Origin of the sequence: Rhodococcus sp. NPDC080181 (genome assembly GCF_040702225.1) — a bacterium.
Lineage (GTDB): Bacteria > Actinomycetota > Actinomycetes > Mycobacteriales > Mycobacteriaceae > Rhodococcoides > Rhodococcoides fascians.
In genome coordinates this window covers 175,730-196,860 of record NZ_JBFBKN010000005.1, presented here as the reverse complement: position 1 = coordinate 196,860, position 21,131 = coordinate 175,730, and the positions used below count along the sequence as shown (strand labels likewise).

General features: G+C 65.7%; 14 protein-coding genes. 13 read left to right on the top strand and 1 reads right to left on the bottom strand.

The annotated features are described in order from the left end of the window. Positions 1–110 precede the first annotated feature (110 nt). The gene (gene aspS / locus AB0O58_RS08290; protein ID WP_032372494.1) at positions 111–1,898 is read left to right on the top strand and encodes an aspartate--tRNA ligase; all 1,788 of its coding nucleotides are present in this window, start codon (positions 111–113) and stop codon (positions 1,896–1,898) included. 81 nt (positions 1,899–1,979) lie between these two features. Here the strand turns inward: aspS and AB0O58_RS08285 are convergent, their stop codons facing one another. Beyond that, on the bottom strand, positions 1,980–3,026 hold the full coding sequence (locus tag AB0O58_RS08285; protein WP_032372493.1) for a hypothetical protein: 1,047 nt from the start codon (positions 3,024–3,026) through the stop codon (positions 1,980–1,982). A gap of 230 nt (positions 3,027–3,256) precedes the next feature. Between AB0O58_RS08285 and AB0O58_RS08280 the strand changes: the two genes are divergently transcribed. The 12 genes from AB0O58_RS08280 to AB0O58_RS08225 all read left to right on the top strand — a co-directional run bounded on the left by AB0O58_RS08280 (position 3,257) and on the right by AB0O58_RS08225 (position 21,121). After that, positions 3,257–6,646 (top strand): transglutaminase family protein, encoded by a 3,390-nt coding sequence (locus tag AB0O58_RS08280; RefSeq protein WP_366238098.1) that lies wholly within the window; start codon positions 3,257–3,259, stop codon positions 6,644–6,646. Between the two features lie 127 nt (positions 6,647–6,773). Then, positions 6,774–9,458 carry a circularly permuted type 2 ATP-grasp protein gene (locus AB0O58_RS08275; RefSeq protein WP_366238097.1) on the top strand — a complete coding sequence of 895 codons (2,685 nt, stop codon included), beginning with the start codon at positions 6,774–6,776 and terminating at the stop codon, positions 9,456–9,458. Further along, positions 9,455–10,363: a transglutaminase family protein gene (locus AB0O58_RS08270; protein ID WP_027496965.1), complete on the top strand. Its 909-nt coding sequence runs from the start codon at positions 9,455–9,457 to the stop codon at positions 10,361–10,363. Before AB0O58_RS08275 ends, AB0O58_RS08270 begins: the two co-directional genes overlap by 4 nt. A 153-nt stretch (positions 10,364–10,516) precedes the next feature. Further along, positions 10,517–11,686 carry a kinase gene (locus AB0O58_RS08265; RefSeq protein WP_366238096.1) on the top strand — a complete coding sequence of 390 codons (1,170 nt, stop codon included), beginning with the start codon at positions 10,517–10,519 and terminating at the stop codon, positions 11,684–11,686. Between the two features lie 49 nt (positions 11,687–11,735). Beyond that, a complete protein-coding gene (locus AB0O58_RS08260) occupies positions 11,736–13,127 on the top strand; it encodes a replication-associated recombination protein A (RefSeq protein WP_366238095.1) in 1,392 nt (463 codons plus the stop codon). Between the two features lie 43 nt (positions 13,128–13,170). After that, the gene (gene alaS / locus AB0O58_RS08255; RefSeq protein ID WP_027496968.1) at positions 13,171–15,840 is read left to right on the top strand and encodes an alanine--tRNA ligase; all 2,670 of its coding nucleotides are present in this window, start codon (positions 13,171–13,173) and stop codon (positions 15,838–15,840) included. Positions 15,841–15,842: 2 nt separating this feature from the next. Further along, entirely contained in the window at positions 15,843–16,376 is a 534-nt protein-coding gene (gene ruvX, locus AB0O58_RS08250; RefSeq protein WP_032372486.1) for a Holliday junction resolvase RuvX, read from the top strand. Then, positions 16,373–17,806 carry an endolytic transglycosylase MltG gene (locus AB0O58_RS08245; RefSeq protein WP_080730204.1) on the top strand — a complete coding sequence of 478 codons (1,434 nt, stop codon included), beginning with the start codon at positions 16,373–16,375 and terminating at the stop codon, positions 17,804–17,806. The genes ruvX and AB0O58_RS08245 overlap by 4 nt, the downstream gene beginning before the upstream one ends. A 1-nt stretch (position 17,807) precedes the next feature. Beyond that, positions 17,808–18,620, top strand: a complete 813-nt coding sequence (locus AB0O58_RS08240) for a shikimate dehydrogenase (RefSeq protein WP_094717447.1) — start codon at positions 17,808–17,810, stop codon at positions 18,618–18,620. Positions 18,621–18,782: 162 nt separating this feature from the next. Beyond that, a complete protein-coding gene (locus AB0O58_RS08235) occupies positions 18,783–19,370 on the top strand; it encodes a prepilin peptidase (protein ID WP_052062822.1) in 588 nt (195 codons plus the stop codon). A 12-nt stretch (positions 19,371–19,382) separates the two neighbouring features. Continuing rightward, on the top strand, positions 19,383–20,570 hold the full coding sequence (gene aroC, locus AB0O58_RS08230; protein ID WP_206497520.1) for a chorismate synthase: 1,188 nt from the start codon (positions 19,383–19,385) through the stop codon (positions 20,568–20,570). Continuing rightward, positions 20,567–21,121, top strand: coding sequence for a shikimate kinase (locus tag AB0O58_RS08225; RefSeq protein WP_032372483.1), 555 nt, complete (start codon positions 20,567–20,569; stop codon positions 21,119–21,121). The genes aroC and AB0O58_RS08225 overlap by 4 nt, the downstream gene beginning before the upstream one ends. The last annotated feature ends 10 nt before the right edge of the window (positions 21,122–21,131 follow it).

The window sequence follows — 21,131 nt, the reverse complement described above, 5'->3', positions numbered from 1 at the left end:
GTCTTAGCTTCGCATGCCGGGACGGGATCTCGTTTCCTTCTGCGGCGATGCGCTCCGTAGGATCGGTGAGCGAAGAACACGATCAGCGGATTTTTCTCGAAAGGACACCCGTGCTGCGCACCCATCTCGCCGGCTCATTACGCCCCGAGCACGTCGACCGAACTGTGACGTTGACGGGATGGGTGGCCCGTCGACGCGATCACGGTGGCGTCATCTTCATCGATCTGCGTGACGCATCCGGTGTGTCTCAGGTCGTCTTCCGCGAGGGAGCAGCGCTCGAGCAGGCCCACCGACTGCGCGCCGAGTACGTGGTGAAGGTGACCGGCAAGGTCGAGGGTCGTCCCGAAGGCAACGCGAACTACGAGATCCCCACCGGTGCCATCGAGGTCGAGGCATCCGAGATCGAGGTCCTGTCCGAGGCCGCACCGTTGCCGTTCCAGCTCGACGATCAGCCCGGTGAGGAAGCACGCCTCAAATACCGCTACCTCGACTTGCGCCGTGAGGGCCCCGGCCATGCGATTCGACTGCGTTCGCACGTCAACGCCGCCGCCCGATCGGTTCTGGCGCACCACGAGTTCGTCGAGGTCGAGACCCCGACGCTGACGCGTTCCACCCCCGAGGGCGCACGGGACTTCCTCGTTCCCGCTCGTCTGCAGCCGGGTAGCTTCTACGCACTGCCGCAGAGCCCGCAGCTGTTCAAGCAGCTGCTGATGGTCGGAGGTATCGAGCGGTACTACCAGATCGCTCGCTGCTATCGAGACGAAGACTTCCGGGCCGATCGTCAGCCCGAGTTCACCCAGCTCGACGTCGAGATGAGCTTCGTCACCCAGGACGACGTCATCCTGTTGGCCGAAGAAATTCTGGCGTCGCTGTGGAAGCTCGTCGGGCACCACTTCACGGCACCCATCCCGCGGATCACCTACGCCGAGGCCATGCGCCGGTACGGCTCCGACAAGCCCGATCTTCGATTCGACATCGAACTGGTCGAGTGCACGGATTTCTTCTCCGACACCACGTTCCGCGTCTTTCAGGCTCCGTACGTCGGTGCGGTCGTCATGCCCGGCGGTGCGTCGCAGCCCCGTAAGCAGCTCGACCGTTGGCAGGAATTCGCCAAGCAGCGTGGACACAAGGGCCTGGCCTACGTGCTGGTCGGTGAGGACGGCACCCTCGGCGGCCCGGTCGCGAAGAACTTGACCGACGCCGAACGGGACGGCCTCGCTGCGCACGTCGGCGCGAAGAACGGCGACGCGATCTTCTTCTCCGCCGGTCCGGTCAAGGCCTCCCGCGGACTGCTCGGCGCCGTCCGCGGCGAGATCGCACGCAAGCTCGACCTGATCGACCCCAAGGCGTGGGCGTTCGTGTGGGTCGTCGACGCGCCGCTGTTCGAGCCCACGTCCGACGCCACCGCCAGTGGCGACGTCGCCGTCGGGTCCGGGGCGTGGACGGCCGTGCACCATGCGTTCACGTCGCCGAAGCCGGAGTCGATGGACACATTCGACACCGATCCGGGATCTGCTCTGGCCTACGCCTACGACATCGTCTGCAACGGAAACGAGATCGGCGGCGGCAGTATTCGTATCCACCGCAAGGACATTCAGGAACGAGTGTTCGCGATCATGGGGATCGGCAAGGAAGAGGCCCAGGAGAAGTTCGGCTTCCTTCTCGATGCCTTCAGCTACGGCGCGCCGCCGCACGGCGGAATCGCGTTCGGTTGGGATCGCATCACCGCGCTGCTCGCCGGAGTCGATTCCATCCGTGAGGTCATCGCATTCCCCAAGTCCGGTGGCGGCATCGACCCGTTGACCGACGCGCCTGCACCGATCACCGCGCAGCAGCGCAAGGAATCGGGCGTCGACTTCAAGCCGGAGAAGAAGGAAGAAGCGCCGACAGAGGCCTAGCTTCCACTCGAGGTCCGCAAGAACGAATGTCCCCGTAACGCAGTGCGTTACGGGGACATTCGCGTCTGTCGTGGTGCGAGATCAGCGCGCGGGAGTCAGGGGCCCGCCGGTGAGTACGCGGTAGGCGTAGTTGGTGGCGATCACCGAGACCGGAAGGGTGATGAGCAGACCGAGGCCGCACAGCACAATGCCGACGAAGTTGATGGCGGCGAGGGCCAGCAACAGCAGCAGGACCGGGCCGAAGTTCTTGACCGTCAGGTCTATAGACGACTTGATCGACTCGATCGCCGACTGGTTGCGATCGATCAGGAAAGTCAGTGCGAAGTTCGCGAGGAAACCGATCACGATCAGCAGGACGGTGCCCAGGAACGGAACGAAGCTCAGCACGACGCTGGCCACCGTCCAGATCAAAGCCAGTACCGCAATCTGCGGAACGTTCGTGAGTTGGAAGAACCTGCCGAACGTCGGCTTCTGTGGCCCACCCGTTTCGTCCAACGCTCCCCGTACGTATGCCGCATTCACGAAGTAGGACACGAATGTCGCGATCGTGGTCACCACCAGGAATGCGCCCGACGTCGCCGCGACGGCAGTACTTTCACCTCGGTCGGCAGCAGCGACCGCGGCCGTCAGGGTCGACGCGAACGTGACGATGAACACGGCGACGCTGACCGCCCACACGATGGCCGTAATACCGAGCCACGGTCCGGTGTTGGCCTTGAACTTGTCGAAGCCGTAGCTCAGTGCAGCACCGACGTCGAGTCGACCGGGGTTGGGTCCGAGAGGTGTCTGTCCGTAGTTCTGATTTCCGTAGTTCCCGTAGTTCCCGGGCGGCGGTGGGTAATTGCCGGGCGGGGGTGGATAGCCACCGGGCGCACCCTGAGGTGGGTAGTTTCCGGGCGGCGGTGGGTAGTTTCCGGGAGGGGGAGGATAGCCGCCCTGAGGCGGGTAGTTGCCTTGGGGCGGGTAGTTGCCGGGCGGGGGAGGATAACCGCCCGGGGCACCGCCCTGATGCGGGTAGTTGCCGGGCGGTGGGTACCCGCTTCCCGGTGTCTGCGGCGTGTTCGGGTCCGGCTTGTCCGGGTTGGGTCCGCGACCGTATTGCGGTCCGTCGGGCGGGTTTTCACTCACGATTCACCCTTCATGTCTGGCGTGGTACGTCGACGATTCGTCCGCATTTTCGAAGCTGAGCGAACCGTAGACCGCTGAGTTGTGTCAAGGCGTTCGACACGTGGACGGTCGTGCGGGCCCGAATACCGTCGGGCATCGTCGATGGTTCGAATTCTTGCCGAGCGCACCGGGCCGGGGCCCACTAGGGTTGTTGTTTCTACCCATACCGGGACTATCACGAGGGGCTCGCCGTGGGCATCAAGGTTGCACTCGAACATCGCACCAGTTACCGATTCGACCGCACGGTCAAGATCTTTCCGCACGAGATCAGGCTGCGACCGGCACCGCATTCGCGCACTCCGATCGAGGCGTATTCGCTGAAGATCGAGCCGGCCGAGCATTTCGTCAATTGGCAGCAGGACGTCTTCGGCAATTTTCTCGCCCGCGTGGTGTTCCCCGAGCGAACCGACCATCTGTCCATCACGGTCGGACTCGTTGCGGACATGGCGTCGATCAATCCGTTGGATTTTTTCTTCGAGGAATGGGCGGAGCACTTCGGCTTCGCATACGAGGAACACGATCTGCCCGATCTCGAGCCCTATCTTCGCCCGGTGGACGAGGACAAGGCCGGTTCCGGGCCCGGACCGGTCGTGTCCGCGTGGGTGGAGAAGCTGCAGGCCGCCGTCGTCGAGCGCGGAGAATCGTTGCGCACCATCGACTTTCTCGTCATGGCCAATCAGGCCGTGATGGCGGACGTCGGCTACTCCGTGCGGATGGAGCCCGGAGTGCAGACCCCGGACCTGACGTTGACGTCCGCCGTGGGATCGTGCCGTGACTCCGCGTGGTTGCTGGTGTCGGTCCTTCGTCAGATGGGCCTGGCCGCGCGCTTCGTCTCGGGTTACCTCGTCCAATTGTCCTCGGACGTGAAATCGCTGGACGGTCCGTCCGGGCCGGTCGAGGACTTCACCGACCTGCACGCCTGGACCGAGGTGTACCTCCCCGGTGCCGGTTGGGTCGGAATGGACCCCACGTCGGGCCTGTTCGCCGGCGAGGGTCACATTCCACTGTCGGCCACGCCGCATCCGTCGACCGCGGCCGCAATTTCCGGCGCGACGAGCAAATGCACAGCCGAACTCGACTTCTCGAACACTGTGGTGCGTGTTCACGAGGATCCGCGTACAACGTTGCCGTACACGGCCGAGCAGTGGGACGCGATCGAGGCCACGGCCGAGAAGATCGACCGGCGCATGCTCGATCAGGACATTCGATTGACCGTCGGTGGTGAGCCGACGTTCGTCGCCATCGAGAACCAGGAAGCGCCCGAGTGGAACACCACCGCAGACGGTCCGCACAAGCGCAAGCTGGCCAGCGTTCTCGCAGAACGACTTCGAACCATCTACGCGCCCGACGGCATGGTCCAGCGCAGCCAGGGCAAATGGTATCCCGGTGAGCCTCTCCCACGATGGCAGGTGGGTTTGTTCTGGCGCACCGACGGCCAGGCACTGTGGCACGACTCGGACCTCATAGCCGATCCGTGGTCGGCGGACGATCTGCGTCCTGATCCAGTCGACAATTCCGTATCGCAGAAGCTGATCGACCGACTGGTCGACGGATTGGGTCTGCCCGCCTCGCAAGCGCGTCCGGCCTACGAGGACCCGCTCGTCAAGCTGTTGGATCTGGTGCGTCAGCCCTACGGGGATCCGCCGGCCGACGCCGACGATCTCGAACCGGGGACAGATTCCGCAGATGCGAGAAGGCTTCTCCTCGAACGGCTCGACGCCAGTACCGACGAACCGGCGGCATTCGTGCTGCCGATCTCGCGGACCGAGGACGGCACTGGCTGGCAGAGCGCAGACTGGAAGCTGCGACGTGGGCGAATCGTGTTGTTGGAGGGGGATTCTCCCGCAGGGCTCCGTCTGCCGCTACGAGCGATCTCGTGGGACGGGGGTCCGGTCGAGAACCCGGCCGATCCCACCGCACCGAAACCCGATCTGCCGACCCCGCAGCTGACGCAGCAACCACCGCGGGCCGTCGACCCGGCCGAGTCGCGCTACGCGCAGGCGGTGCGGGAGACGTCCGGAGTGGGTGGAACTGCGGTGACCGCACTGGTCGCCGAGGTACGCGACGGCGTACTGCACGTGTTCATGCCGCCGATGGATCGATTGGACGACTTCGTCGATCTGGTCTCTCGGGTGGAGCGCGCCGCATCCGCGATCGAGACACCGGTCGTCCTCGAGGGTTACGGCCCGCCTTCGGATCCCCGTATCCAAACCCTCACGGTCACTCCGGATCCCGGGGTCATCGAGGTGAACGTTCAGCCGACGTCGTCGTGGGCGGAGCAGAACGAGCTGATGGAGCGCTTGTATCTCGAGGCGCGTAAATCACGGTTGAGTACCGAGGGTTTCGACAACGACGGCACCACTCGCGGCACCGGCGGTGGCAACCACATCACTCTGGGTGGCGTCACACCGTCCGATTCGCCGGTGCTGCGCCGACCGGACCTGCTGGTGTCTCTGTTGACACATTGGCAACGTCACCCGTCGCTGTCGTACCTGTTCTCGGGTCGATTCATCGGTACCACCTCGCAGGCCCCCCGAGCCGACGAAGGTCGTGAGGAGTCGCTCTACGAGCTCGAGGTTGCGTTCAGCGAGATCAAGCGTCTGACCGGTGCTGACCGTTCGGCATCGCCGTGGGTCGTCGATCGGGCGCTGCGGCACCTGCTCACCGACATCACCGGGAACACGCACCGTGCCGAGTTCTGCATCGACAAGCTGTACAGCCCCGACTCCACCCGCGGCAGGCTCGGTCTGCTCGAACTTCGCGGATTCGAGATGCCGCCGCATCATCAGATGGCGATGGTGCAGTCCTTACTCGTGCGCTCGATGGTCTCGCGATTCTGGGATACCCCGCTCGAAGCACCACTGATTCGGCACGGTGCCAACCTGCACGGTCGATACATGTTGCCGCACTTCGTGATCGGTGATATCGGCCGGGTCGCCGAGGACCTCCGCGAGCACGGCATCGAATTCGATACCAGCTGGCTGGACCCGTTCACCGAGTTTCGTTTCCCGCGCATCGGTACCACCGTCGTCGGCGATGCCGAGATCGAACTGCGCGGTGCAATCGAGCCGTGGAACACGCTCGGGGAGGAGTCGACGTCGTCGGGCACGGCGCGCTACGTGGACTCCTCGGTCGAGCGCATCCAGGTTCGCGTTGCCGGTGCCGATGTGGGCCGCTACCTGTTGACCTGCAACGGGGTGCCGGTACCGATGTTGCGCACCGAGCGACAGGACGTCCAGGTCGCCGGAGTTCGCTATCGCGCCTGGCAACCGCCGAGCGCGCTGCACCCCACGATCGAGGTGCAGAGTCCCTTGCGATTCGATCTGGTGGAGATGCAAACCGGACGCGCAGTCGGCGGGTGCTCGTATCACGTGGTGCACCCCGGCGGACGGTCGTACGACGGTCCACCGGTCAACTCGGTGGAGGCGGAAGCGCGACGCAACGGTCGTTTCGAGGAGGGCGGGTTCACGTCCGGCAAGGTGGACATAGCAAGATTGCTCGAGATGCACGCTCGCCAAGCGATCGACGTGACTGCGCCCGGCATGCTGGACCTGCGCCGGACCGGGGTTCACACGTCCTGAGGCGGGCAAGAAAAGAACGAGTCGACCGGTAGCGATTTCTGTCCGACGCGGAACGGGTGGATTCGGCAACGACCACGCCTCATCCGGCGACGGAGTGTGATCGACCGACGGAAGGAACAACGGCTCGATGGTGCCCGTGGATACCGCTCACAGTGAGGCGGGCCGCAGCGAGACGGCGGCCGGTGCGCCCGACCCCGTGTCACCCGACCTCGTGTCACCGTGGCTCGAATATCACGGTCGACGTGAGGCCGTGACGGGTCGCAGAGATCTGTTCGACGAGATGCTCGCTGCCGACGACACGGTGCGTCCGCACTGGGCGGAGTTGGTCGACGGTATGCGCCACGCCGGCCCGGGTGCCATGCAGACGTTGCAGTCCCGGGTCAGCCGGCTGGTCGACGATCACGGAATCACGTACAACCCGATTCCGACGGGCGGCAACGAGCCCGGGCCCAGTTCCGTGCGGTGGGGATTGGACAGCGTCCCGTACGTCGTTGCAGCGGACGAATGGGATCGGCTCGAAGCGGGGCTGGTTCAACGTTCGCAACTGCTCGACGCCATCCTGACCGACATCTACGGTGCGCAGGAGACAGTCCGGCGCGGTCTGATTCCGCCCGAGCTGATCTTCGGCAACCCCGGCTATCTTCGACCGGCGCACGCCATCACCGTCCCGGGTCCGCATCAGTTGTTCATGCACGCAGCCGACATCGCGCGCGGGTCCGACGGCCGGTTCTCGGTCGTTGCGGATCGCACTCAGGCACCGTCCGGGGTGGGGTATGCGCTGGCCGATCGGCGAGTGATGTCGCGGGCGATGCCGGAGCTGTTCCAGGCGAGCAATCCGAGGCCGCTGTCGACGTTCGCTCGGGCGATGCGCTTGGCGCTGCGTGACGCTGCACCCGCGTCCGCCGAGGATCCTGTCGTGGTGGTGTTGACGCCGGGGTCGCATTCCGAGACGGCGTTCGATCAGGCTTATCTGGCAACGGTTCTGGGCTTCCCGCTCGTCGAGAACGCCGATCTGGTGGTGCGGGACGGCTGTTTGTGGATGCGTTCGCTCGGCACACTGCGACGGGTGGACGTGGTGTTACGACGCGTCGACGCCGAGTTCGTCGACCCGCTCGATCTGCGTCCGGATTCGCATCTGGGTGTGGTCGGTCTGGTCGAGGTCCTGCGGCGCGGTGCGGTGAGCGTGGTCAACACTCTCGGTAGCGGAGTCCTCGAGAATCCCGCACTGACACCGTTGCTGCCGGCGCTGAGCCGGGCTCTGCTGGATGAGGATCTGACTCTCGATTCGGTCCCCACCTATTGGGGTGGTGATCCGATCGCACTCTCGCACATGCAAACTCGCTTCCGATCGCTGGTATTGAGATCCACCGTGTCCCGACGCGCGGTCGTGGGTCACGATCTCACCGAGCAGGCGGCCCGGGCGCTGTGGGACGAGGTCGAGGCAGCTCCGTGGAAATGGACCGGTCAGGAAGTGCCGGAGTTCCCACTGGCTCCGGTGGGTTCGTCGTGGGGCAGCGGGTCGGGGGAGCAGTTGGCGGTTGCTCCCGCCCAGGTCGGAATGCGCTTGTTCACCGTCGCGCAGCGGGTCGGCTACACCCCGATGCGAGGCGGTCTCGGTCAGGTCATGATCACGGCACCGGTCACCGAACCACTGATCACCGTCGCGTCCAAGGACGTGTGGGTCAAGTCGGTGGAGAGGGTCACTCCGGCCGATTCTGCTCCGCACACCCCGCCTGCCACGGTGGAGGAGTTGCCGCAGTACGCCGCGTCCAACGTCGAGGTGGTCAGTTCCCCGCGTGTGCTGGGTGATCTCTTCTGGTTCGGTCGGTACAGCGAACGCGCGGAGGACATGACGCGTCTGCTCATCGCCGCCCGGGAGCGGGATCAGGACTATCGCTCGATGCCGTGGCTCGACGGCAGCGACAGCCTGCCGATTCTGCTGGAAGCGGTCACGAAGGTGTCGCGCACGGGACCGGGATTCCTGGACGAGACGATCCGCGCCGATGCGATGGCCGAAATGCGCTCGCTGATGCTCTCGGTGGAGCGCCTCGGTTCACTGGCGCAGTCGGTCGACCGGATGCAACAGGCAGCTCGTGCGGTGCGCGATCAACTCTCGAACGACACCTGGGCAGTGCTCGCTCGCATCGACACCGCGCTCGAGGAGTTGGGCGAGTCGGCCGTCAACAACGGTGCCCAGCTGGCTGCATCGCAATCGAGCGTGCTGCGTGGTCTGCTGGCGCTGTCCGGACTGGCGTCGGAGTCGATGGTTCGGGACGCCGGTTGGTACCTGATGGACGCGGGCAAGCGAATCGAGCGGGGATTGCAACTGACAGTGTTGCTGTCAGCGACACTGAGTCACGCCCTGACGCCGTCCACCGAACAGGCGGTCATCGATTCGGTGCTGTCTGCGGCAGAGTCCTCGGTGATCTATCGCCGACGCAACAGTGGTCGTGCACGGCCGGCTGCAGTCGCGCAGCTGCTGCTGTTCGACGCCGGCAACCCTCGCGCACTGGTGTACCAACTCAACCGCCTTCGTGACGACCTCGGTGCGCTACCGGATGCGTCCGGTAGCTCGCGGCCCGAACAGCTCGTCGAGCAGATGCGGGTTCGGTTGCGGCGCGTCGACCCGGGTGATCTGGAGTCGGTCGACGCCACCGGGCGGCGGGTGGAACTGATCGAGCTCGTGGACGGTATTCACGATTCGCTCGAAGAACTGTCCCGAGTTGTTCTCGCGACGCACATGTCGCTGCCGGGCGGTACCCAGCCGCTGTGGGGCAGCGTCGGTGCGCGGATCGGAAGCGGGGCACGATGACGAGTCGTCGGTACCGAATCAAGCACATCACCACGTACACCTACTCCGATCGCGTCACGTCGTCCTACGGGCGAGGATTTCTCGCGCCGCGGGACATGGACGGGCAGCACTGCGTCGAGAAGTCGGTCACGGTGGAGCCGCCACCCACCGATCAATCGTTCGGCGTCGATGTCTACGGCAACGAAGACGTGTACTTCCACGTGACCAACGATCACGAGAAGCTGGTCGTCACGGCGGATTCGCTCGTCGAGGTGTACCCGCGGCCGGTGGACGAGACCACGTCGTGGCCTGCGACTGCCCCGTGGGAATCGGCCCGGATGGCCATGTTCGACCCCACCAGGACCGATGCAGCGGACTCGGCACGTTCATCGGCGGTGGAGTTCGCCCTCGATCTGCCGACGCCGGAGATCACGGACGAGGTGCGAGCGTACGCCGCGCCCAGTTTCACGCCGGGGCGTCCGCTCGCGGACGTCATCGTCGATCTGACGCACCGAATCTTCACCGACTTTCGGTATCTGTCCGGGTCCACGACGGTATCGACCACCGTGGTCGACGTCCTCGCCGCACGTTCGGGGGTCTGTCAGGACTTCGCTCGGTTGGCCATCGCCTGTCTGCGGTCGCAGGGGTTGGCGGCACGGTACGTGTCGGGCTATCTCGCCACGGAACCGCCACCGGGCAAGGAACGCATGATCGGTGTCGATGCGACCCACGCGTGGGCCGCGGTGTGGATGCCCGACGACCGCTGGCTGGCCTTCGATCCGACCAATGATCAGCTGGTCGACGAGCGATATGCGACGGTCGCCTGGGGCCGTGACTACGCCGACGTTCCGCCGCTGCGCGGGGTCATCTACACCGAGGCCGAGAAGAGCACGATCGCGGTCTCGGTCGACGTTGCACCGATGTAGTTCGCGCTGCATACTTTGGTGGCTTCGGGGTAACCGGCCGGCTGGTCGGGTCTACGAATGGGATCTCGAAAGCCGCAAAACGGACAATCGTGTCTCTTTCGTAGCCGACGACACGGCACAGTACAACGTAGCGAACAGGTAGCTTGGACAACGATGACCGCAACACTTGCAGACCCTGTATCCGAGGTAGTGGCAGCAGCCCAGCGACTACTGACCAAGCGCACCGGAGCACCGGTGACGCTGATCGATCCCGTCGACCTCGGGGGTAGTGGCCAAGCCATCGTGTTGCGAGTGAAGGTGTCCGAGAATCCTTTTCAGCTTCCGCGAACCCTTGTCGTCAAGCAGGTGCGCGATCTTCCCGGAGAATCGGAGCTGCATTCCGAGCTCACCGATGTCGCCGGGTCGAGTGCATTTCTGCGCGAGGCCGCGTCGTACCAGTTCGCGAACGCCCTGGCCACCGACAGCAGGCCGGGGCCGGAGCTGCACGCCTACGATCTCGATGCTCGGCTGTTGATTCTGAGCGACCTCGGTGACGCCAGTGCGATCCCCACGCTGCTGCGCAGTTCCGATGCATCGATGGTCACCAACTCCTTGATGGCCATGGCTCAGGCGCTCGGGCGCATGCATGCGGCAACCGTCGGCCGCGAGGACGATTTCGCAGCATTGCTTCGGCGGGTCGGCCAGCCCGACTCGGCAGACGGGATTTCCGCGCAGATACCCGATGCCCTCGCCGCGGTACCCGGCATGTTGACCGGATTGCTCGGAGTAGGGGCACCACCGGACGTCCTTCTCGAACGGGTCTCGCGCAGCGGACGGCTGTTCGCACACGGAGCGTTCCGTGCCTTCAGCCCGTCGGATCTGTGTCCCGACAACATCATCGTCAACGACGAAGGCGTTCGATTCCTCGACTACGAGTGGGGCGGTTTTCGAGACGCCACTCTCGACATCACGTACGCGTTGGCGTCGTTCCCGGGGTGTCTGTGCAGTTTCGAGCTCTCGCACGATCGCGAGCAGGCCATGATCGACGCGTGGCGTTCGGAGGTCGTCGGCATCTGGCCTGCACTGGCGGACGACCACGTGCTGGCTACCAAGCTGCTCGACGCGAGGTTGATCTGGGTGTGGCTGACCACGTACTGGTTCCTACCCGACGATCACACTCGAATTGCCGCGGCGCGCGCACACCAGCTGTCGGTACCGCGGTCGCAGGCGCTGATTTCGCGTTGGTCGGTGCTCCAGGACAGCGCAGTGCGTTCGGGAGAGCCCGATATCGCCGACTGCGCCGAGTCGGTCGTGTCCGCTCTGCGCGCGAAGCGGGACCGCTGAGCGCGAACGCGTTCGCCTTTCGTACCGTCGAATCGGTAGCGTTCGACCAGTGAGCGGCGGTTTCGGAAGTGACATCTCGGACGACGAGTCGGACGGCGACGGATTGTTCGATCCGCCCGCGGCACCGGATCCGATGATCGACCAGCCGCGTCCGACTTCCACGTACACGCGCCCCGACGCACCGCTCGCTGTGCGCATGCGACCGACGACGCTCGACGAGGTCGTCGGACAGTCTCATCTGCTGGCACCCGGCGCACCGTTGCGTCGTCTCGTCGAGGGATCCGGAGCGTCCTCGGTGATGCTGTACGGCCCGCCCGGAACAGGAAAAACCACGCTGGCGTCGTTGATCTCGGGGGCGACCGGTCGCAAGTTCGAGGCGTTGTCCGCCCTGTCGGCCGGGGTCAAGGAAGTGCGCAACGTCATCGAACTCGCGCGCCGCCGGCTGTTGTCCGGTGAGCAGACCGTGTTGTTCATCGACGAGGTCCACCGTTTCTCCAAGACGCAGCAGGACGCACTGCTCGCCGCCGTCGAGAACCGAATCGTGTTGCTCGTGGCCGCCACGACGGAGAATCCGTCCTTCTCGGTGGTGTCACCACTGCTGTCGAGATCGCTGGTGCTGCAATTGCAGCCGCTCCGCTCCGAGGACATCGAACTGTTGCTGACCCGTGCGGCCAACGATCCCCGAGGCCTGGACGGTGCGGTGACCATCGCCGAGGACGCAATGGACCACCTGGTGCGGCTCGCGGCCGGTGACGCCCGCCGAGCGTTGACGGCCCTCGAGGCGGCAGCGGGTGCCGCAACCGACGGAATGCTGGACCTCGCGACGGTCGAGGCCAGTGTCGACAAGGCCGCGGTGCGCTACGACCGTGACGGCGACCAGCACTACGACGTCATCAGCGCGTTCATCAAGTCGATCAGGGGATCCGACGTCGATGCCGCACTTCATTACCTCGCACGCATGATCACCGCGGGGGAGGACGCCCGCTTCATCGCGCGGCGGCTCGTCGTCCATGCGAGCGAGGACATCGGGATGGCCGATCCCACCGCACTGCAGACGGCCACCGCCGCGGCGAGTGCCGTGCAGATGATCGGAATGCCGGAGGCGCGACTGGCGCTGGCGCAGGCAACCATTCACCTGGCGACAGCGCCCAAGTCCGGTGCCGTGATCGGCGCCCTCGGAGCGGCCATGGCCGACGTCGCCGCAGGCAAGTCCGGATCGGTGCCTCCGCATCTACGCGACGGCCACTACAAGGGTGCCCAGGGGTTGGGCAACGCGGTCGGATACAAATACCCGCACAGCAGTCCGGGTGGCGTGCTGGGACAGCAGTATCCGCCCGACGAACTGGTGGGCGTGAACTACTACGAGCCCACCGAACACGGTGCCGAGCGCGAAATCGCGACCAGGGTGGGGAAACTGCGGCGCATCATCCGAGGCCGATAGGCCCTCGAATCGGCACAGGGTCTGACGACGCTAACCTGTATCAGTGCAGACCCATGAGATCCGCAGGCGTTTCCTCGACCATTTCGTGAAGGCGGGACACACCGAAGTACCCAGTGCGTCGTTGATCCTCGACGATCCGAACCTGCTGTTCGTCAATGCGGGCATGGTTCCCTTCGTGCCGTTCTTCCTCGGGCAGCAGACGCCGCCGTACAAGACGGCGACGAGCGTCCAGAAGTGCGTGCGCACCCTCGACATCGAGAACGTCGGTATCACCACTCGGCACAACACGTTCTTCCAGATGGCCGGAAACTTCTCGTTCGGCGATTACTTCAAGCGCGACGCGATCAAGCATGCCTGGACCCTGCTGACCGACAGCGTCGAAGACGGCGGCTACGGGTTCGATCCCGAGCGGATCTGGGCCACGGCCTACCTCGACGACGACGAGGCGATCGAGCTGTGGAAGGAGATCGCCGGTCTGCCCGACGAACGCATCCAACGTCGTGGAATGGCCGACAACTACTGGTCCATGGGAATCCCCGGACCCTGTGGACCCTGCTCGGAGATCTACTACGACCGAGGCCCCGAGTTCGGTGCCGAAGGCGGCCCCGAAGCCGACGAGGACCGGTACATCGAAATCTGGAACCTCGTCTTCATGCAGAACGAACGCGGCCAAGGCATCAGCAAGGACGATTTCGAGATCCTCGGCCCACTGCCGAAGAAGAACATCGACACCGGCATGGGCGTCGAGCGCGTGGCATTCCTGCTCCAAGGCGTCGACAACGTGTACGAGACCGATCTCGTGCGGCCGGTCATCGCCAAGGCAGAGGAGCTGTCGGGTCGGACCTACGGCAGTAACCACGACGACGACGTCCGCTTCCGCGTCATCGCCGACCACGCGCGCACCGCTGCATTGCTGATCTCCGATGGAGTCAATCCCGGCAACGACGGCCGCGGCTACGTGCTTCGGCGCCTGCTGCGTCGCATCGTCCGATCCGCGCGACTCCTCGGCGCACCCGACGAGACGATGGCGCAGTTCATCACCGTCGTCCGCGACACCATGGCCGAGTCGTACCCCAACCTGGTCACGGACTTCGATCGCATCCTCACCGTCGCAGTGGGGGAGGAGACCGCCTTCCTCAAGACCCTGACGTCGGGCTCGCGGCTGTTCGAGGGTGCCGCGGAGGCCGTCAAGGCGTCGGGCGCGAAAAAGATCGGCGGCGCCGAAGCCTTCGCGCTGCACGACACCTACGGGTTCCCGATCGACCTGACGCTCGAAATGGCCGCCGAGGCCGGACTGTCCGTGGACGAAGACGGATTCCGCTCGTTGATGGCCGAGCAACGCACTCGCGCCAAAGAGGACGCCCGCGCGCGCAAGCATGCACACGCCGACCTCACCGTCTACAAGGATTTCGTCGACGGTTCGCCGACCGAGTTCACCGGGTTCGACGAACTCGGTTCCGAGGCAACGGTTCTCGCGTTGATCTCCAACGGCGTTCGGGTTCCGACCGCGGTCGCCGGCGAGAGCGTGGAGATCATCCTCGACCGCAGCCCGCTGTACGCGGAATCCGGTGGTCAGATCGCCGATATCGGCACCATCACCGCACCCGGCCTGACCGTCAAGGTCAACGATGTGCAGAAGATCGCCAAGAAGGTGTGGACCCACAAGTCCGTGGTCGATACCGGCCAGATCACCGAGGGTGACACCGTGCATGTCGACGTCGACCACGCCTGGCGCAAGGGCGCCACCCAAGGACACTCGGGCACGCACATGGTGCACGCCGCACTGCGCCAGGTGCTCGGACCCAATGCGACGCAGGCAGGCTCGCTGAACAAGCCGGGGTACCTGCGATTCGACTTCTCCTGGCAGGGCTCGTTGTCCGAGGCGCAGCGCGACGACATCGAGAATGTCGCCAACGATGCGGTCGGCTCGGACTACGAGGTCAACACCCTCGTCACCGACCTCGACAGCGCCAAGAAGATGGGGGCCATGGCGCTGTTCGGCGAGAACTACGGCGACGAGGTCCGCGTGGTCGAGATCGGCGGGCCGTTCTCGATGGAACTGTGCGGTGGCACTCACGTCCAACACTCGTCGCAGATCGGTCCGGTCACCATCCTCGGCGAATCCTCGGTCGGCTCGGGAGTACGCCGCGTCGAAGCCTTCGTCGGCCTCGACTCGTACCGCTACCTGGCGAAGGAACGCGCGCTGTTGGCCGGCGTCGCGTCGTCGTTGAAGGTCCCGTCCGAGGAGGTGCCGGCGCGCATCGAGAATCTGGTCGAACGTCTTCGGGTCGCCGAGAAGGAACTGGAGTCGGTCAAAGCCGCGGCCGTACTGGCCTCGGCGGGAGAGTACGTCGGCAAAGCCGAACGGTTCGGTGACGTACGAGCAGTCGTCGCGCAGGCACCCGACGGCGTCGGCGGCAACGACCTGCGGACGCTCGCCACCGACATCCGCGGCCGACTCGGCACCGATCCGGCCGTCGTCGTGCTGTTCGGCACGGTCGGCGGCAAGGTCCCGTTCGTGGTCTCGGTGAACAAGGCCGCCCAGGAGACCGGAATCGCGGCCGGCGAGCTGGTCGCGTCGTTCGGTCCGAGCATCGGTGGCCGAGGTGGTGGCAAGCCCGAACTCGCCCAGGGATCGGGCTCGGATGTCGCGGGCATCGCCGCAGGGATCGACGCCGCTCGGGCGCGATTGACCGAACTCACCACCCACTGACGATCGTGCCGACTCAGGGGCGAGGCCCCGATCGACCCGGCGTCGACGATCCGGGCCGCGGCAGACGCATCGGCATCGACGTCGGGAGCGTTCGCATCGGCATCGCGTCGTCCGACCCCGACGGCGTCCTCGCGACGCCCGTCGAAACGGTGCCGCGGTCCAAGGTCAAGGGACCCGATGCGCCGGACGTCGTCCGGGTGGCGGAGATCATTGCCGAGTACGAGGCCGTCGAGGTCGTCATCGGACTGCCTCGCACGTTGCGCGGTGAACGTGGAAGTGCAGTCGACGCGGCGGAGAGATTCGGCCGTTCTCTGCACAGGCGGTTGGGCGGCGTGCCGATTCGCATGGCCGACGAGAGACTGACTACGGTGAGCGCGTCGCGTGCCTTACGGGAGAGTGGTGTGCGCGCGAAGGATCAGCGATCGGTCATCGACCAGGCCGCCGCGGTAGCGATACTGCAGGGTTGGCTCGACGAACGACGGGCCGCGGCGCACCGAGCAACGACGAATTCAGGATCGACGGAGGTCGACGAGTGAGCAACCATGGGTCCGATGATCGGGGTCGACGGCGGGTGGCCCCGGACGAGGCCCACACCGATCCGATCGGGTATCGCGTGGACGAGGGCAGTGAGTTCCACCGGAGTATGAATCGGTCCCGGCCGCCGCAACGCAGTGAACCGCATACGCAGGGCACCCGTCGTGCGGACCGCGAGGCCGGCGGTGGCCCGGCAGTCGACCCGGATGCCGGAGCGATGCCGCAGGCCGTGGGTCGGAGCCGCGCCGCCGGTCGCAGGGAACGCGCCGCGTCCAGCCGGAAGCGTCGTGGCCGAGTCGTCGCCCTGGTTCTCGGGCTGCTGTTGGTCGTCGCCGTGGCAGGAGGGGGGTACTTCGCAGTGAACAAGTTCGGGAATCGAACGACACCGAACGAGGACTTCGCGGCCGGTTCGTCCGGTGACGGAGTTGTGATTCAGGTCCATCCCAACGACACCGCCCAGCAAATCGGTACCGAGGCTGCGGACAAGGGCGTGGTGGCGAGTTCCGGAGCGTTCCTCGAAGCTGCGCTGCAGAACAATGCGATCACGTCGGTCCAGCCGGGCTTTTACCTGCTCACCAGCGGTGTTCCGGCTTCCCGCGCGGTCGAGGAGCTGGTGGATCCTGCCTCGCGGGTGGGAAACATGGTCATCTCGGAGGGGCGTCAACTGCACGACGCGAGAGACGTGAACACCGGTTCGGTCAAGAAGGGGATCTACACGCTGATCTCCGAGGCCAGCTGTGTGGATCGGACCGGCAGTGGCAGTCCGACGTGCATCAGCTACGACGATCTCAACGCAGCAGGAGCAGTCGACGATCCGGCGGCCCTGGGAGTGCCGCAGTGGGCAACCGACCGCGTCGAGGGCGTGCCGGACCGAGACCGCCAGCTCGAAGGTCTGATCGCCGCCGGAACGTGGGACTTCGATCCCAGCGCCGCTCCTGCGGACATCCTGAAACAACTGGTGTCCGAGAGCGCCACCCGGTACGAGGACACCGGAATCCTCACCGCGGGCAGCAACTCCGGACTTACCCCGTACGACACACTCGTTGCGGCCTCGCTGGTGGAGCGTGAATCCCTGCCGCAGGACTTCAGCAAAGTGGCGAGGGTGATCCTCAACCGTCTCGCGGTGCCGCAGAAGCTCGAATTCGACTCGACGGTGAACTACTCGCTCGACACCACCGAGGTGGCCACCACCGACGCCGATCGCGCCACGGTGACGCCCTGGAACACCTATGCCAGCGAAGGGCTGCCCGCCACTCCGATCTCGTCCCCGAGCATCGGTGCGGTACAGGCCGTCGAGATGCCGGCCGACGGAGACTGGCTGTACTTCGTGACCATCAACCAGGCTGGGGAGACGCTGTTCACCCGTAGTTACGACGAGCACCTGGCCAACATCGGCAAGGTGGAAGCCGGATTCCTCGACAGCGGCCGCTGACATGCGTGCCGCCGTACTCGGCAGCCCGATCGAGCACTCGAAGTCACCGGTGCTTCATCGGGCGGCCTACCGCGCCCTCGGCCTCGACGAGTGGACCTACGACCGAATCGAGTGCACGGCCGAGCAACTTCCCGGACTGGTCGACGGTTTCGGGCCGGATTGGGTCGGCGTGTCGGTGACAATGCCCGGCAAGGTCGCCGCTCTGACGTACGCGTCGGAACGTACCGAACGCGCCGTCCTGGCCGGGTCGGCCAACACTCTGCTGCGGACGACGTCGGGATGGCGGGCGGACTGCACGGACGTGGACGGCGTCGTCGGCGCACTGCGAGATGCTCGAATCGACGATCTGACCGGTGCCGCCGTGACGGTGGTGGGTGCAGGAGGCACGTCGAGACCCGCGATCGTGGCACTGGCAACACTGGGTGCCGCGTCGGTCACGGTGGTTGCTCGATCGGCCGATCGTGCGACGGCCACTCTCGAGTGCGCGGTGGCCGCCGGGCTCCGCGCCGACTTCGCACAGTTCAGCGATCCCGGGCTCGCCGACGTCGCAGCGGCGTCGGCCGTGCTGGTCAGCACCGTGCCCGCAGCCGGAGTTGCCCCCTTCGCGGCCGCTCTCGGCCGGGCACCCGTCGTACTCGATGCGATCTACGACCCCTGGCCGACCGCACTCGCCGCTGCGGTCGACGACGCCGGCGGAACCGTCATCAGCGGACTGTCGATGCTGCTCAACCAGGCCTACGGGCAGGTAGAGCAATTCACCGGTATGCCGGCACCACGATCGGCCATGCGAGAGGCGCTCGGCGTCGTTCTGTAGCCGCGTTCTTTTGTCGGCCGACTGGCAACCTCCGTCGGCACCCGTCGATCATCGGCTGTGCACAGGGCGACGGTTGTTCACAGGGCGGCGGTTGTCCACAGATCTTTTCGTGACCTGGATTGTGCGCGCGACTCGGTTCGTCTCGGTGCGACGCTTCGAGTTATGTGGAGTCTGGGTGTTGCTGTCACGGTCGGTGCTGTCGCCGGTGTGGTGCTGCGCGTCGCGTTGCGTCGATGGGAGCCGCGTCTTCTACCGGCGCTGTGTGTCCTCGGATCCGGGTGGGCGTGGTGGCGGTTCTGGGACAGCCCGCATGCCGCGTCGTGGGGGCTGATCACCTGGTGCGTACTGACGTGGTGGTTCGCAGCGCTGATCGCCGTCGACCTGGGGTGTCGCCGGCTGCCGAACGTGTTGACCGTTCCCGGTGCGGTCGTGGTTCCGGCAGTGCTGGTGGCGACGGGTTCGGCTCAGGCGCTGCTGGGCGGCGGGCTGCTGTTCGGCATCTACCTCGTGGTTCATCTCGGTGCGCCGAGGGCGTTCGGCGCGGGTGACGTCAAGCTCGCCTGGTCGGTGGGTTCGATCGCTTGCCTGGGCGGTACAGCCGGGTGGACCGTCGCGGCGTTGTCGGCGCCGGTGGCCACAGCCGTGGTGGGGTCGATCGCGGCGGCCTGCGGATACCCCCGGGCGCGCATCGCGCACGGGCCGTCGATGTGCGCGGCCACCCTGCTGGCAGTTGCGGCGGCCACGGCGTGAAAAGATGTTCGAGTGCTGCGCTGGATAACTGCCGGAGAATCCCACGGACCCGCTCTCGTCGCCATCCTCGAAGGAATGGTCGCGGGAGTCGAGGTGACCTCGGACGACATTGCTCGCCAACTCGCTCGCCGTCGCCTCGGTTACGGCCGCGGTGCCCGCATGAAGTTCGAAGCGGACAAGGTGACCCTCACGGGCGGCGTTCGTCACGGCCGGACCATGGGCGGGCCGGTGGCGATCGAGGTCGGCAACACCGAATGGCCGAAGTGGGAACAGGTGATGTCGGCCGACCCCGTCGACGAGGCCGTCCTCGCCGATCTGGCCCGTAACTCTCCACTGACTCGACCACGACCCGGGCATGCCGATTTCTCCGGGATGCTCAAGTACGGCTTCGACGACGCACGTCCGGTGCTCGAGCGTGCCAGTGCGCGTGAGACCGCGGCGCGGGTGGCGATCGGAACGGTCGCGCGGCTGTTCCTGAAGCAGGCGTTCGGCATCGACGTCGTCTCGCACGTGATCTCCATCGGTGCCTCGGATCCCTACGTCGGCCCGCCGCCCGCGGGCGCGGACATCGATGCCATCGACGAGTCTCCGGTGCGGGCCTTCGACAAGGCCGCCGAGGAGTCCATGATCGCCGAGATCGAAGCCGCCAAGAAAGACGGCGACACCCTCGGCGGCATCGTCGAGGTCGTCGTGCACGGACTGCCGGTCGGCCTCGGCTCGTTCGTCTCGGGTGAACGCAAGCTCGACGCCAGACTGGCGGCTGCGCTGATGGGCATCCAGGCGATCAAGGGTGTCGAGGTGGGCGACGGTTTCGAGACCGCGCGCCGACGCGGCAGTGTCGCACACGACGAGATCAAGCCAGGGCCCGACGGAATTCTCCGCTCGACGAACCGCGCGGGCGGGATCGAAGGCGGAATGACCAACGGTGAGGCTCTGCGGGTGCGCGCCGCGATGAAGCCCATCTCCACGGTTCCCCGCGCGCTGTCGACGGTGGACATGTCGACCGGCGACGAAGCGGTTGCCATCCACCAGCGCTCGGACGTGTGCGCTGTTCCGGCCGCCGGAGTCGTGGCGGAGACGATGGTTGCCCTTGTACTCGCGCAGGCAGCGTTGGAGAAGTTCGGTGGGGATTCGCTGGCGGAGACGACGAGCAACGTCGACCACTACGTGAAGGGCACCGCCGCCCGACCTCCGCGATGAGCCCGTACGCGGTCCTCGTCGGACCGCCGGGTGCAGGAAAATCGACCATCGGACGGCGACTGGCCCAGGCGTTGAATCTGGATCTGTTCGATACCGACGTGGCCATCGAACGAAAAGCCGGGCGAACCATCGCCGATATCTTCTCGCACGACGGTGAGCCTGCATTTCGCGAGATCGAAGAGCGGATCGTCGCCGATGCCCTGGCCTCGCACGACGGCATTCTTTCCCTCGGCGGCGGAGCCGTATTGTCGGCTGCAACCCGAAAGCTGCTCGCCGCGCACACTGTGGTCTATCTGGAAATCAGTGTGTCGGAGGGGCTTCGGCGAACTGGAGCCAACACGTCTCGGCCACTGCTCGCGGGCCCGGACCCGCGCGCCAAGTACCAGGAATTGATGCGTCACCGCCGCCCCCTCTATCGCTCGGTTGCCACCGTGCGAGTGCGGACGGACAGTCGTAGTCCGGCCCGAGTCGTGAATCAGTTGGTGGCCAAGCTCACTGCTCTCGCACCGGTGCCCGTTCGCGAAGTGAACGACGAAACCCCCAGTAGATGAAGGTGATTCG

Excerpts from the sequence above, each read along its gene's own strand:
- AB0O58_RS08275 (WP_366238097.1), top strand. The coding sequence starts at position 6,774 with ATGGTGCCCGTGGATACCGCTCACAGTGAGGCGGGCCGCAGCGAGACG.
- AB0O58_RS08225 (WP_032372483.1), top strand. The coding sequence starts at position 20,567 with ATGAGCCCGTACGCGGTCCTCGTCGGACCGCCGGGTGCAGGAAAATCG.
- AB0O58_RS08240 (WP_094717447.1), top strand. The coding sequence starts at position 17,808 with ATGCGTGCCGCCGTACTCGGCAGCCCGATCGAGCACTCGAAGTCACCG.
- AB0O58_RS08265 (WP_366238096.1), top strand. The coding sequence starts at position 10,517 with ATGACCGCAACACTTGCAGACCCTGTATCCGAGGTAGTGGCAGCAGCC.
- AB0O58_RS08270 (WP_027496965.1), top strand. The coding sequence starts at position 9,455 with ATGACGAGTCGTCGGTACCGAATCAAGCACATCACCACGTACACCTAC.
- AB0O58_RS08235 (WP_052062822.1), top strand. The coding sequence starts at position 18,783 with ATGTGGAGTCTGGGTGTTGCTGTCACGGTCGGTGCTGTCGCCGGTGTG.